The sequence below is a fragment of the Lysinibacillus sp. ZYM-1 genome, from assembly GCF_001308875.1.
Taxonomy (GTDB): domain Bacteria; phylum Bacillota; class Bacilli; order Bacillales_A; family Planococcaceae; genus Lysinibacillus.
This window is the reverse complement of the sequence record NZ_KQ465119.1, coordinates 72,869-88,100: the sequence shown is the minus strand read 5'-3', so window position 1 is coordinate 88,100 and position 15,232 is coordinate 72,869. Positions and strand designations below refer to the sequence as shown.

At 36.4% G+C, this 15,232-nt stretch carries 11 protein-coding genes and 2 riboswitches; of the genes, 2 read left to right on the top strand and 9 right to left on the bottom strand.

All coding sequences use genetic code 11. From position 1 onward, the window contains the following. Positions 1-2: 2 nt before the first annotated feature. From AO843_RS12725 to metE, 5 genes are all read right to left on the bottom strand, one after another. Positions 3-776, bottom strand: coding sequence for an ABC transporter ATP-binding protein (locus AO843_RS12725; protein ID WP_054611473.1), 774 nt, complete (start codon positions 774-776; stop codon positions 3-5). A 10-nt stretch (positions 777-786) separates the two neighbouring features. After that, entirely contained in the window at positions 787-1,599 is an 813-nt protein-coding gene (locus AO843_RS12720; RefSeq protein WP_231630139.1) for an ABC transporter permease subunit, read from the bottom strand. A 1-nt stretch (position 1,600) separates the two neighbouring features. Beyond that, a complete protein-coding gene (nikB, locus tag AO843_RS12715) occupies positions 1,601-2,554 on the bottom strand; it encodes a nickel ABC transporter permease (protein ID WP_082389462.1) in 954 nt (317 codons plus the stop codon). 71 nt (positions 2,555-2,625) lie between these two features. Next, positions 2,626-4,245: a nickel ABC transporter substrate-binding protein gene (gene nikA, locus AO843_RS12710; protein WP_054611472.1), complete on the bottom strand. Its 1,620-nt coding sequence runs from the start codon at positions 4,243-4,245 to the stop codon at positions 2,626-2,628. A 149-nt stretch (positions 4,246-4,394) separates the two neighbouring features. Next, a riboswitch (cobalamin riboswitch) is annotated at positions 4,395-4,576 on the bottom strand. Between the two features lie 162 nt (positions 4,577-4,738). Continuing rightward, complete coding sequence (gene metE / locus AO843_RS12705) at positions 4,739-7,036, bottom strand: 5-methyltetrahydropteroyltriglutamate--homocysteine S-methyltransferase (RefSeq protein WP_054611471.1); 2,298 nt, start codon at positions 7,034-7,036, stop codon at positions 4,739-4,741. Between the two features lie 267 nt (positions 7,037-7,303). Further along, a riboswitch (cobalamin riboswitch) is annotated at positions 7,304-7,483 on the bottom strand. A gap of 621 nt (positions 7,484-8,104) precedes the next feature. Here metE and AO843_RS12700 point away from each other — a divergent pair. Continuing rightward, positions 8,105-9,013 carry a C40 family peptidase gene (locus AO843_RS12700; RefSeq protein ID WP_054611470.1) on the top strand — a complete coding sequence of 303 codons (909 nt, stop codon included), beginning with the start codon at positions 8,105-8,107 and terminating at the stop codon, positions 9,011-9,013. A 99-nt stretch (positions 9,014-9,112) separates the two neighbouring features. Here AO843_RS12700 and AO843_RS12695 read toward each other — a convergent pair whose 3' ends face one another. Next, a complete protein-coding gene (locus tag AO843_RS12695; protein ID WP_054611469.1) occupies positions 9,113-10,543 on the bottom strand; it encodes a DHA2 family efflux MFS transporter permease subunit in 1,431 nt (476 codons plus the stop codon). A 162-nt stretch (positions 10,544-10,705) separates the two neighbouring features. Between AO843_RS12695 and AO843_RS12690 the strand changes: the two genes are divergently transcribed. After that, complete coding sequence (locus tag AO843_RS12690) at positions 10,706-11,254, top strand: TetR/AcrR family transcriptional regulator (protein WP_054611468.1); 549 nt, start codon at positions 10,706-10,708, stop codon at positions 11,252-11,254. A gap of 67 nt (positions 11,255-11,321) precedes the next feature. On the opposite strand, the gene AO843_RS12685 is transcribed toward AO843_RS12690, so the two are convergent. From AO843_RS12685 to AO843_RS12675, 3 genes are all read right to left on the bottom strand, one after another. Next, the gene (locus AO843_RS12685) at positions 11,322-12,608 is read right to left on the bottom strand and encodes an MFS transporter (protein WP_054611467.1); all 1,287 of its coding nucleotides are present in this window, start codon (positions 12,606-12,608) and stop codon (positions 11,322-11,324) included. Then, positions 12,608-13,225 carry a TetR/AcrR family transcriptional regulator gene (locus tag AO843_RS12680; RefSeq protein ID WP_054611466.1) on the bottom strand — a complete coding sequence of 206 codons (618 nt, stop codon included), beginning with the start codon at positions 13,223-13,225 and terminating at the stop codon, positions 12,608-12,610. The genes AO843_RS12685 and AO843_RS12680 overlap by 1 nt, the downstream gene beginning before the upstream one ends. A 160-nt stretch (positions 13,226-13,385) precedes the next feature. Beyond that, a complete protein-coding gene (locus tag AO843_RS12675) occupies positions 13,386-14,912 on the bottom strand; it encodes a DHA2 family efflux MFS transporter permease subunit (RefSeq protein ID WP_054611465.1) in 1,527 nt (508 codons plus the stop codon). Positions 14,913-15,232: the final 320 nt, after the last annotated feature.

Sequence of the window (15,232 nt, the reverse complement as noted above, 5' to 3'; positions counted from 1 at the left end):
CTCTAAAACGTAATGCGAGACTGTAAGAGTTTCTTTGTATAGGCATGCTGAGGCGCATCAAAGAAATCATAGACATTCGCTTGTTCTATTATTTCGCCTTTATACATCACAGCTACATCATCAGCTAGTTCAGCAATAACACCTAAATCATGTGTCACAAGAAGTATGGCTGCCTCCGTTTCTAAGCGTATACGATCAAATAGTGTTAATACTTGCTTTTGATTGACGGTATCAAGTGCTGTCGTGGGCTCATCAGCAATGTAGATCGAAGCTTGTATCGCCAATGATAATGCTATCATCACTCGCTGTAGCATTCCTCCACTTAATTGGAAGGGATAATAATGCAAAAGCTGCTCGGGATTAGGTAAATTCACTTTTGACATGCTCTCAATGGCTAATTGTCTTATTTCGTTTTTAGTCATCACAAAATGAGCTTTTAATGTTTCGCGAAAATGCCTTTCAATCGTTTGAATATGGTCGAAGGCAGCGGAAGGATTTTGCATAATTATAGATAAATGACGGCCTCGATAAGCCCTCAATTGAGCTGCGGATAGTTTCAATAAATCTTGTTGCTGGTAGAAGATTTCACCATGTGTAATTTGTGCTATAGACGGTAATGATTGCATGATGGCTTGGCAAAGCATCGTTTTGCCACTACCACTTTCCCCTATAATCCCTAAAACACGCCCTTGATAAGCTGACAGATTGATAGAGGTTAAGATTTTTTCTTCACCGATTTTGACTGATAAATCTTTCACTTCTAAGACTTTCTTCATAACTTCCCCTTTACTGGTCAAGCCTCTTCAGACTACTTGCCAAATGATTAAATATTAGTACAACAAGAACGATAGCAAGTCCAGGATAAAGCATTAATTCAGGATGTTGTCGGATGTATTGTTTCCCTTCATTCACCATCATTCCCCATTCAGGGAGGGGTGCCTGTACGCCAAGTCCAATAAAAGAAAAACCCGCAATTTCTAAAATGACCTTCCCAACATCTAATGCAACAATCGTTACAATAGGAGTCCATACATTGGGGAGATAATGACGAATAATTAATTTAACTCCTGAAGTGCCACTGATTCTTGCAGCTTGAATAAAATCTTTTTCATTTATGCCAATAAATAAACTTCTAATTAGCCTTGAATAATAAATAAGTTGAGTCAATATAAGAGCCAATATCACATTTTTTAAGCTAGGGCCTAATAAACCTAAAAGCCCAAATGCTAGGATAAGTGTTGGGAAAGCTAATAAAATATCACATATCCGAATGAAAAGAAAATCTATTATACCTCTTTTTAGGCTGACAAAAGCACCCACTAAGATCGCTAATAGAGTGGCTACTATTTGTATAATCAATACTGACCCTAAAGAATAACGAATACCCAAAAGTAAGCGTGAGAAAACACATCTTCCTAAATGGTCTGTCCCTAAAGGATAGTCCCATGACGGGGCTAAAAATCTCTTGGAAATATCGACGGCTAAGGGGTCATGAGGCATTATTAGGGGAGCAAACAGCCCCAGTAGTCCTATGATGATAAGGACGGTTAGACTAATAAATTTACTAATATGTACATGATTTTTACGTCCTAAGTTCATTTCAATCTCTCCTGTCCTTCATCATCAGATGAGGATCCAATAGACGATGCAATACATCTGTGCCTAAATTGGCAAGCACATAGATGCAAGCAATCATCAACACATAGCATTGGACAACGGGGTAATCTCGATTGATAATGGATTCTATTAAATATCTACCGAGCCCTGGCCAACTAAACACTTGCTCCACAATGACTGCACCACCAAGCAAATTACCGAGTGTCATCCCTAATAAAGTCGTTAGTGGTATCGCAGCATTTCTCCAAACATGTCGTATTAGGATATCCGAGTTTTTTAATCCTCTTAGCTGTGCATATTTCACATATGGTTGCTGTAATTCTTCAATAATGGCTGAGCGAATAAATTGCACGAACAGCCCAATGGTTGGTAAAGCCAATGTGAAGGCTGGTAAAACCAAATGTGCTAGCGTCCCTTTTCCATTCGTTGGGAAAATCCCGAATTTTAAGCTAAATAAATAGAGTAGTATAAAGCCTAGCCAAAATGTTGGAAGTGACACACTCATGACTGTAAAGAATCGAATGATTTTATCGATGATGGAATGCTTATACAATGCACTTATAATCCCTAACGGTATGCTTAGTGCTAAAATGAGCACGAATGCTGTAATAGCTAATTCGATGGTAGCGGGTAATTTAGCCAATAGCTCTTGAGCCACGGGTAGCTTACTAACAAAAGATGTCCCGAAATCTAGCTTTACTACGCCCTTTACCCATAGCAGATATTGCAAAATAAAAGGTTTGTCTGTTCCTAGTTCTTCACGTAATGCCTCAATAGCTTCTGTTGTTGGTGCCACTCTTGCCAACCGAAGAATGACTTCTGCGGGCTCTACAGGTACGAAGCGGATAAATACAAAGGTCAGAATAGATACGCCTAATAATACAAACGGTAGCGTGAAAATTCTTTTTAAACAAAATATCCAGGTCGATTCGTACATGCTTTCACTTCCTATTCCATCCTATGATAAAAAGAGAGATGTCTTTGATCGACACACTCTCTCTTTCATACTTAGTTCTCTTTATTCATTTGCGCATATGGAATGTCATATTCAGATGCACGTGGCGCAAAATCTTTCATATATGGTTGGTAAATTACATTATTTGTTTCATAAGATATTGGATAGAATAATGCTTGATCGTGGAACATGGATAAAATATCGGTGTATAGCTGCACGCGTTCTTCTTCATCTGTACCCACTAATAATTGATGAATTTTGGTATCGATTTCTTTAGCATTTGGTAAGCCTAATTTCGCCTCATAAACGCCACTAGCATTTGGTGTAGCTGATTCATTTGCAAAGCTATGTGGATCGGTTGGTGGTCCATTTGTACGCCAGAAATTTATATCAACCTGGTCATCCATTAATTTTTGAAGACCCACCATTACATCCGCGCCTTCTATATTTAACTGTACCCCTATTTTCGCTAGTTCCCCCTGCATTAATTCCGCCATTGGCTTTTGAATCGCATCAGTCGCAATATAGATTAAATCTAATGTAAGTGTTTGGCCATTTTTTGAACGAATTTTTTCACCCTTCTGCAGCGTCCACCCAGCTTCGTCTAACAATTTTTGCGCTTTTTCAGGATTATATAAGATTGGAGCTAAATCAATATTGGTATAAGGAATCGCATCCCAGAATAATGTATTTGCCACTTTTTCCGTGCCATGGGTAATGCTGTCTACCATTTGTTCCTTATTAATAGCATATTGAATTGCCTGGCGAACGTTTAATTCGGCTAACGGTCCAGACCGTGTATTGAAAAGTAGTGCTTTCGTAGACAAAGGCTCAGAAGTAGCCGTTTGATATTTGCCACTATCTTTTAAATACGTATAGTTATCTAAACTAATAATGCCACGACCATAAATTAAATCTAATTCTTCATTTTCAAATGCCAATGAAATTGAATCAGAATCAGGGATTATCTTAACTTTTATTTTATCTACGAGTGGTTTTTCCCCCCAGTAGTTTTCGTTACGGCTAAATAAAGCATATTCATCTTTTTTGTAGTCCGTTAAAACCCATGGTCCTGTTCCAATTGCTGCTTTGATGGAATCCTGCGTTAAATCTCCCTCTGGGAAACCATTATTCCCTAAAAAACGGAATGGTCTAACAAAGGCTAATTCGTTTAAGACAGGGTAATAGGGTTCATCTAATTGCAACCTTATTGTGGAATCGTCCACTTTAACGACCTCTACAATATGGTTGACCATGCCCATCCAAGAATGCATGTCACGATTTGCTAATACCGCGTCAAAGTTACGAATAACATTATCGGCATTAAAGGCAGTTCCATCTGAATACTTGACATCTGTTCTTAAATGGAAAGTATAAGCTGTTTTATCCTCTGAGATATCCCAACTTTCTGCTAGTTTTGGCGTAATTGTTCCATCATCGTTATACTCAACTAACGATTCGTAAACCATTGCCTGCGCAGTCATCTGATTTGGTAAATATGTATGGGGATTTAATGGACCCACATCTAATGGCCATCCAACTGTGATCATTTTTTCTTCAGTCTTTGCTTTTGAAGCTATTTTCCCTTTTTCTTGTTCCGAGCTTGTACAACCAGCAAGTATACTAAACGTCAAAACAAGTAGGAACGGTAGTAAATACTTTGTCAATCTCATTTTCTGTCTCCTATCTCTCTTCTTGATTCAAAAAGAAAACCTACAAATAGATGGAAAGAAGGCATAAAAAAACCTTATTCTTTTAGAATAAGGACAGATAAACTTACGATAAGTAAGCCTCCACCCATCTCCCTATCTTTCGTAGATCATCAATGAATCTTCTTACAAGCAGGCATTCTGGCTTATGAATCATCATTTCGTTCCGTTTACCAAACGTGGTAATCAAAACAAAACTCCTCATTTACAGCTGCGGGACAGCATGGGATTTACACCCATTTTCCTTTTAATTGAATGAAAAATTTTCACTCAAACTTGTAATGCAACATATGAAATTAGTAATAAACATAACACGCTCAAATGTTCACGTCAATTTTATTTTCTGAATATAATAAAAACCTCGACAATAAAGACCAGGTAGATTCACCCTGGCCTTTGTATAACTCCCTTTTTAATACGGAGAGTAAATGTAGTAGATTTGAAATTATATCTTTCATTATCTTGATATAGATTCTTTTACTTCCTGACGCAATTTTTTAGTGGCTACTACCATATTTGCTAAAGCCGCTAAGGTTTCTGGCTCTTTCCTTGTTTTCAAGCCACAATCAGGATTGACCCAAAACTGATGTCTGTCTAGAACTTGTAAACTATCTCTCATAATAGCAAGCATTTCTTCCTCGCTTGGTACACGTGGACTATGAATATCATATACACCTAAACCTATCCCTTTTGTATAAGGATTTACTTGAAGTGAAGAGATAAGCTCCCCATGGCTCCGCGATGTTTCAATCGAAATAACATCTGCATCTAGCTCGCTAATAGGTTCAATGAAATCGTTAAATTCGCAGTAACACATATGTGTGTGAATTTGTGTTTCATCCTTGACACTGGATGTCGCGAGTTTGAAGGAATTGACCGCCCAATCTAAGTAATCCCCCCATTCTTCTTTGCGTAGAGGTAAACCCTCTCGGAGTGCTGGTTCATCTACTTGAATGATTGAAATACCGGCAGTCTCTAGTGCTTCAACCTCCCTTCTAAGTGCTAATGCGATTTGATAGGCCACATCTTTTCGAGAAATATCATCGCGCACAAAGGACCAATTTAAAATGGTTACAGGCCCCGTAAGCATCCCTTTAACAAAACGTTTCGTTAAGCTTTGTGCATACGCTGACTCTTTCACAGTGATGGAAGAAGCCCAAGCAACATCTCCATAAATAATTGGAGGTTTCACACAGCGAGATCCGTACGAAACAACCCATGCTTTTTCTGTAAAGGCAAAGCCAGTCAGCTTTTCACCGAAATATTCAACCATGTCTGTCCGTTCAAATTCTCCATGTACCAGTACGTCGATATCTAGATCCTCTTGTAAGTTAATCCAACGTTTTGTTTCCTGTTCAATAAATGTTTCATAGTCTTCATTTGACAATTGTTTCTTCCGCCATGCATTGCGATTTCTTTTCACCTCATCCGACTGAGGGAAACTGCCGATTGTTGTCGTTGGGAATAACGGTAACGCTAACGCTTGTTGTTGCAACTTTTGACGCTGAGTAAAATCACTATGTCGTGCAAAATCTTGCATTGATACGGTTTGAACAGCCTGCTGGATGATTTTGTTTTGACGGATTGGATGATTTTTTAGGGCTTCAATGGTCTTCATACTTTCTGAAAAATTGTGATGGTGGATCCCATCTTGATTATTTCTAAATTTAGTTATCTGAATAATCTCTACTATTTTTTCATCTGCGAACGCCAGTGCTTGCTTTAGAACTGGGTCCATCTTAACTTCAAGAGAAGTGGATATTGGTACATGTTGTAGGTTACTTGAAGGTTGAATCCACAACTCTTTCGCATCACCGAGTTTTTCGATGGCTTGGATCGTGGCGTTAACTTCCGCTAGGTTTGAACGCCAAATATCACGGCCATTGACAACACCGACGGCTAAAACTTTATCGTTAGGGAAACCAAATTTTCTGAGCGATTCTATATTTCCTTTATAGCCATGCACGAAGTCTAAACCAAATCCTTGCACAGGCAAAGTGATTAATGTTTCATAGGAACATAAGGCTTCAAAATAAGTTTGTAGCATAAGTTTAGCTGCTGGAACTGTAGTAGCCAACTGGGAGTATATCTCCTGCACCAGTTTTAGGTCTTCCGGATCGAGCGTTGTCACTAAGGATGGTTCCTCTAATTGAATCCAATGTGCACCCGCATCCACTAATTCTTGTATGACCTGTGCATAGAGGGGTAATAAGGCTAATAAATATTCAACCTGAGTCAACTTGCTGTAGCCCTTTGTAAGCTTGAAGAATGTGTAGGGACCGATAAGTGTTGGCTTTGCAATAATATCGTACGCTGCCTTCGCCTCTAAAAAGTCAGCTAACACCTTATTTTCTGTTATTTGCAAAGTTTGTCCTTCATACTCAGGAACAATATAGTGATAATTTGTATTAAACCATTTTGTCATTTCACTGGCTACTGCTGACTTGTTACCTCTTGCAACACTATAGTAGGTATGTAAATCTACCTTTCCTCCTTGCCAATTAAAGCGTTTAGGTACTAAGCCAAACATTAAAGCAGTATCTAACATTCTATCGTAAAAAGTGAAATCTCCGACTGTTACTACATCTACGCCTAGCTGTAGCTGCTTTTCAATCCTTGATAAACGAATACTTTTCAGTTTTGCCTGAAAATCTTCTTCTATTAGCTCATGACGCCAAAATGCCTCTAATGCTTTCTTCCATTCCCGATCATCCCCGATATATGGGTAGCCAATGAGTGTGCTTGTATAAGTCATATTTAATCTCCCTTTCTTTTTCCAGATCTACGACATCTTCTTTGATTCAGAGGATGCTTGAAAATCTACTGAACTGACGCTTCGTTTTGTGTATAAATTCCTTTTCTGAATCAAGATAAAAAGCCATTTTCCGCGAAGGAAAATGGCTGCATGGTAGAATTATTAATACAAAAACAATACGAAAAAGTGTATTCTTTCGCTTAAATCATTTATTATCGCACAGTGCCTATTTGGTCACAATTCACCACCTATTTCCACGTAGGTATTTGGTGTGTACTAGAAATTGGCAGGTCTCCTGGCTTCTCATCAACACGCCTCACAGCCTTCCCAGTTCCCCAGTGGCATTTGTGATTTGCTCCGAATTACAGTTGCGGGACAGCGTCGGGTTTACACCGACTTCCCTTTTAAGCCAAACTTTCATTTGGCACCAACTCTTACACAATATTCAATTATGGACATACTATAACACATATTTCAGAATAGTAGAAATTATTTTTACGTAAAATTTATCTACTTACTATGTTTTTTAGATCTCTTATTACTATTTAATGTATAAGCATTATTACTTAAACATTTTTGATCAGCTAGGTTGAGTTTTTCACAAATAAATCCAACGATTATACTCTCGTTGGGTCATTTCTTCGATGTCTTGATTATCAACTAATTCCTCTATAGCTTGCCAAATTGTGTGCCATAATTCTATGTTTTCATATTTTTATAAGGAGGACTCATTAAAACCGCTACTTAAGACTCCATTGTCGCAACATCTTTTTTTAATAACTTTGGTGCTATATGAAAATGTTTCTTTTCCAATGAATAAAATGCGAGGTCCAAATTTAGCATAAATGCAAAAAATAACACTTATATCCCTTTCTATCCATTAACTTCATATATTTTTAACAAAATTGCCCATGATTATTGCAGATACATTACACAATTAAAAATAACATTTCAGAATCATAGGAAAGTGATAATCAGTAATATTATTGAAAAATAACTCTAATCTATTTCATGATATTCTTACTTTAGTTCAAAGGCGAAAGCATTTTTGAAAGGGGTAAGATTTAATTGAAGAAAAAAATACTACTACCAATTTTTGCATCTTTTATGTTCTTTACAGGAATTGGTATTCATGACGCAAAAGCAGCTACATATACAGATTTAACAAATACAGCAAAAGCATACATTGGTGCTCCTTATAAATACGGCGGTACTGATATCAATACAGGTGTTGATTGTTCAGCATATACACAATTGGTTTTTTCTAAGTTAGGAATTTCATTAGAACGTACGTCAACAGCTCAGTATCAACAAGGTACTTCTATCGCTAAAGACAATTTAAAGACTGGCGATCTAGTATTTTTTAATACTTCAGGGAGCGGTGTTTCACACGTTGGAATATACATAGGTGACAGCAACTTTATTTCGGCTACTACAAGTTCAGGGGTAAAAATTGATAAAATAAACGACCCCTATTATTGGGGATCTCGATATGTGGGTGCAAAACGCATTACCAACTTCTCTGACTATGGAGAGGTAAAAGATGCTGAAATAGACTTTACTATTTATTCATCACGTGGAGAAGTAGCTCTAAAATTAGCAAATAAGTTACATTTAAATACTAGTAATACAAATTCAAGTTTTCCTGATATAAAGCCAGGTTCTAAATATGCTGGTGCTGCGGAAGCACTTAAAAAAATTGGTGTATTTACAGGTGACGATAACGGAAAATTTAATCCAGGTTCCCCTATTACACGCGGTCAGTTATCGAAAGTGTTAGTGGAAGCATTCCATTTAAAACAACAAGGAACTACAGAAAATTTTGTAGATGTTCCGAATACGCATTGGGCTAACAGCTATGTGTCTATCCTTGCTTCCAATAAAATTACTGTAGGTAAAGGTGACAATTTATTTGGCGTTAACGATAACGTCACAATCGAACATTTAGATGCATTTATCCAACGATTAACTCAATAACTTGAAAATGGCGTTTCACACTAATAAGAAACGCCATTTTTTTGTGCATCCAGCTACTATTACTCCCCTTTACCCTTCTCGAACAATTTTCAATCCCCTTTATCCTTGTTGTTGCATCATTTTTTTAGAGGGCACAAATAGCGTTAAAATAAATGCGATTACCGCTAAAATTGTCATGAAATAATAAGCATCACTGGAACCTAATATCGATGCAAGTGAGCGAATCGTTTCGCCTGTACCATTTGGTGTTTCCACAAGCAAACTTTTCGCATGACTAGTCGTTTGTGCTGTAAAAATGGTGATGACAACAGCAGCCCCTATCGCCCCTGAAATTTGACGCAAAGTATTATTTACTGCGGTACCATGTGTTACGAGTGTTTTAGGTAATGCATTTAAACCAGCTGTGTTTAATGGCATAGTAATGAAACTCAATCCGATGCGCAGGAAAATCGTACGGATCATTAAAAAGCTAAAGGATGTCGTTTCTGATAAATCTGTGACAATCCACATAGAAGGTATAATAAAAATCAAACCGATTATAAATAAAGGTTTAGCACCGAATCGGTCATACATTTTCCCTGTAACGGGAGACATAAAGGCATTAACAAGTGCCCCAGGTAATAATAATAAGCCGGCGTCTAATGCAGTAAAACCTCTACCATTTTGTAAGTAGATTGGTAATAAAATCATATCTGCATACATCATCATTGTGACAATCATGTTGATGATAGATGTTAACGTGAATACTTTATTTTGAAAAACCGATAAGTTTAGAAGTGGATCATCGGACTTAATTTGTCGTAGACAAAATATCGCAATCGTCACAATGCCTACAATGATCGAAACTATGACTACTCTATCATCCCAACCATGGCTCCCGGCATTACTAAACCCATATAAAATCAAACCAAAACCAATCGTTGATAAAATAACACTTACAACGTCTAGCTTCGCTTTTTCTGTTTCTGAGACATTAATCAAATATTTCAAGGCCAACAAAATGATGATCACCACCAATGGAACAAGACCGATAAATAACCAACGCCATGAATAGTAATCAATGATAAAACCTGCTAATGTAGGGGCAATTGCTGGAGCGAAAATCATCGCGAGTCCTATTAAACCCATCATACTGCCTCTTTTTTCTGGTGGAAAAATAAACATGACGATGCTCATAAGCAGTGGCATAATGATTCCTGCTCCAATTGCTTGAATCATACGACCGATTAGTAAAGTGGTGAAATTTGGTGCTACAGCACAAAAAATAGAGCCTATTAATAAAAATAGCATCGAGCTAATAAATAATTGGCGTGTAGAAAAACGTTTCATTAAATAAGCCGTAATAGGGACTAATACGCCGTTTACTAACATAAAACCAGTAGATAACCACTGAACAGTTGTAGCCGAAACAGAAAATACATCCATTAAATTACTTAATGCAACGTTTAATAATGTTTGATTGAGTGTCGATAAAAAACACCCTAAAATTAAGACGGTTAAAAGTACTTTTTTATTGATCAATTCCGACATTCTAAAATTCCTCTTTCTACTTGTTTTATTAACACAATGTCAATAAAATAGATAATATCATTTTTATTTTTTGATGCCTATTTACAATTTTTCATGATGTGTTAATTAAACAACAGATTAATAAAAACTATTAATGAAGTAGAATTTAATAGATAAAGGAGAATGAAATTGACGTCCCATAAAAAGCAAGATCCGCGAGCTATTCGGTCTAAACGAGTATTTAAAGAAGCAGTCGTAGAAATATTGATTGAAAACCCGGATATTTCAAAATTAACCGTACAAAAAATAGCCCAACGTGCTGAACTAAATCGAGCAACTTTTTATTTACATTTTATCGATATAAATGATTTATTAAAGCAGGTTGTGTACGATATTTTCGACGATCTGTCGCTAAAAATCTCTCCGACTTTACAAATTGATAACTTAAATAATCAAGAGAAATTAATGACGTTTTTAGATTATTTTTATAAGCATCGAAAAATATTAGCTGTTCTATTTGAGCACCCTGGCTTCAAAAGAAAATTTCATATGATGTTAAAAGACATGATTGTCATCAAACGCGAAAGGGAATGTATGGATCCTACGGAAATAACGTTATCGATGGATATTCTTGCCTCATCGATACTGGGGATCATTATGTGGTGGCTCAAAGATGGGATTCATTTTAGTTCGGAGTATATTGCCAATCAAATGATTGCGTTATATCGATAATACGCTATAAAATTAGTCGATATTCTGAAATGATAGAATATCGACTGAACGTATTATTCCTTTTCTTTTAATGAGAGATAGGTACTTTCCCTTCATTCCCCTCACTAATTTTGGTGTATAGCGTTTTCGTTATTAAATAATATAAAAATGTCCCCATTAATCCTAGTATAAGCAGTAAAACACCCATAAAAAAAGGTGGAATCCACTCCCCTACGATAATCAGCAATGATGAAACAACCATTGCGCCATAGATAGTCATACTATTAAAAGCCATATAGGTGCTACGAGCGTTAGGCGGTGCCATATCTCCTAGCATCGCCTGTTTTATAGGAACATACATTAATTCCCCAATGGTTCCAATAAACATAACGATAAAAAGGATCAATACATTATTCGTTATTGCAAAAATACTAAAACAAATAGAAAAAATCACCATGCCAATAACTAATGTCCATTGATCTTTCCATTTTTTAAATAGCAACAATACGACACTTGATAGAAGGACTACAAGAATTGTATTCTCTGTACGGAGGAAACCTAACATTTTTGTACCATCAAGCAAGAAATCTATTCCAAAAAGTGAAGCTGATTGACTGGTCATTTCTTTTTCAAGGCGAATCCCTATATAGTTTGTTAAAGACTGTTCCAAAGAATATACTAAAATCGCTCCTGCAATATAAAACATAAACAGTTTGTCTTTGAAAACGTTAGAATAGCTTGTAAACATCTCTTTTAAGGAGAAGTTTTGTTTATCATTTATAGTCATAGAGGAAGTTCTAGGTATGTAAGTTTCTGAAATGAAAAATATGGTGATTAAAACAGAAAATAAAGACATGAGTGATACGCCAACAAATAATTCAAATAAGTAATTTTTGAAAAAGAATGCTCCCATGATACCACCAATAGCAGTTGCTAAATTCCCCAACCAGTAGCTTATGGTAAAAACAATCTTTCTCGATTCTGGATTAGTAATATCTATAATCATAGCCTGTGCAGCTGGCTGAAACATTCCCGCGAAAAACATATTAATAATAAAAAATAAAGCTGAAAAATATGGTGAATCGAACCATGGAGAATTACAGAAAGTAATCACAACATACGATAGCAGTATACCTATTTCAGCATAGATCATAATTTTTTTTCGACCTATTTTGTCTGAGATATGGCCTCCAATAACTCCACCAATGACCCCGCTGATCACTATACAGATAAGAATAATTCCTGTTTTAGTCGCTCCGATTTTTTGAGAAAAATAGATAGCAAGAAAAGGTATAACAGCCATTGATATAAGGCTTCCTAGAAATTGCATAGCTAGTCGAAGTTTGACATTAGGATGAATATCTCCTATCTTCATTACAATTCCCCCTTATTAGTGATTGGACCAAATAATCTCAATGCTTGTCTTGTTATATCCTTCCACAATAAGTTTGTATATTCATCTATAAACGTTAAACGCATACCATTCAGGATAGATAAGTATGATTCAGCGATTAATGATGTTGTTTCTTCATAAAAGTAACCTTTTTTTTGACCTGCTTCGATAATTGGATGAATACTAACTATAAACCCATTGACGAAATCATTTAATTCATTAAAAAGTTTTGGAAACCGTTCAGGACTAGCTAGAACTTGTTGTATTAGACGTAGGTATTCACTTCTCGTTGAAAAGATTTGAACATGGCAATCTATCATGTCCTTTACAATTTCAAGTGGTTCACCTGTAAAGTGTTTTTCAATTTCAAGAAAATATGTTTTTATTTCCTCAAGTGGCTCTAAAATTGCTGATTCATAAAGTGATTCTTTCGTATCAAAATACGTAAATACAGTTCCAAAGCTAACACCAGCTTCTTTTGCTATTTCGGCAATTTTCGTCTCGGCAAAACCATTCACGCTGTATAATTTGATTGCAGCGTTTAGAATGATAGATCTTTTTCTTTTCTTTTTTTCATCTGTAGTAAGTTTTGATTCCATTTAGAAGCTCCTTTCAAATAATTGATTGATTAATCAATCAAATTGTATGGTAATTTGTTTCCATTGTCAATTTAATTTTTAGAAATATCTTAATAGTTTCATAAATCATTAATGTAAAAACGGATGCTGCTTAATTTTAGCAACACCCGTTTTCTATTCATTACTCTTCTACCTGTTTTTCAGCAACCTCACCAGTCATCATATGATCATGATTAGGTTTAACCCTCTTAATGAAGAATGCAAGAATGAGTGCGATCACCGCAATCAAAGTTGATATGAAGAACGTATAATTAATACCATGTAGCATGGCTTCATTCATGATTTGCTGTTTTAGCTCAGCAGCACCTTGTGTAGATGCCTGTGTATTGGCACTCATATTGTTCATGGTGCTAGCAGCTAATTCCTCTGCTTTCGCCGTTGTTTTGTTGTTCATCACCGTAATCAAAACTGCAGAACCTATCGCACCAGAAACTTGCTGAAGTGTATTGTTCATCGCAGTGCCGTGTGGATTATTATGCGCCGGTAGCTGATTCAAACCATTTGTCATTACTGGCATCATAACCATCGACATCCCAAACATACGTAATGTATACAACAGAACGAGTGTTGAATAAGCCGTATCCATACTTATTTTACTAAAGTAATATGATGTGACAATGGTAATAATCAAACCAAATACGGCTAAACTTCTTGCCCCATACTTATCAAAGAGCTTCCCAGTAATTGGTGACATAATCCCCATTGCAATAGCTCCTGGTAGCATTAAAAGGCCCGAATCCATTGGTGATATTCCCCGAATGGTTTGTACGTAAATAGGCATTAAGATCATAGCAGAGAACATGGCCACTGATATGACGATGGAAATAGCCGATGATAAGGCGAACATAGGATATTTGAAAATACGAAACTCAAGCATTGGTTCATCCATTCGTAGTTGACGAAGGACAAAGGTAATTATAGCGACTGTCCCAATAATTATTGTTCCATAGACAAGTATATTGTCCCATCCTTTTTCCCCTGCGGAACTAAAGCCGTAAAGCAAACCGCCGAATCCAATACTTGAAAGAATGAGTGACATGACATCGAGCTTGATGGCACGTTGTGGTGTCACATCCTTTAATTTAAAGGCTGCAAAAATTAAAGTTAAAATTGCAATTGGCAGAACAAGGTCAAATAACATTCTCCAACTATAATGTTCGATGATCCAGCCAGAAAGTGTAGGACCAATCGCTGGAGCAGTGATCATTACGAGACCAAACATCCCCATCGCTGCGCCTCGTTTTTCAACTGGAAATGCGGTAAGCATGACATTCATTAATAAAGGCATCATAATCGCAGAGCCTGCAGCTTGTATCATTCGCGCCGCTAATAAAACACCAAAAGCAGGTGCAATACTAGCTAGGAATGTACCTAAAGTAAACAAGGCCATCGCGGTAATAAATAACTTTTTATCTGTAAAACGTTGAATGAAGAACGCACTAGCTGGTATTAATATCCCGTTAATCAACATATAGCCTGTTGAAAGCCACTGTACTGCGGTAGCTTTCACTTCAAATTCTTGCATAATGGCTGGGAGTGCAATATTTAGTAATGTTTCATTCAAGATAGCAACAAATGCCCCAATAAATAAAATGGCAATCATGCCGTATGGCGCTTTTGTCTGGACAGAAATGGTATTCTCCGACATGTAGTATCAATCCTACTTTCTTTTATCTTTTTCATTTTCTTCATAATGAAGATTTTCGATTGCCTTTTCAAATCTTACCTTCTTCGTCAATAAATTGAGTAGTTTTTCCTCCCATCTGTTGTAGTGCCTCTGCTGTTTTCATAGCAACCACTCCTTTAAAAAATGAAATAATAAAACTGTTGACGAAAGAATAGATTATATTGTATAATTAAAATAGGGTAAGTACGTGGTATTCTAATTATACAACGTCTATCTTTATAAATTTACCATAAGACATTGGTTTTTTCAATGTGTTGTACATAAATTTTCTACAAAAAGTC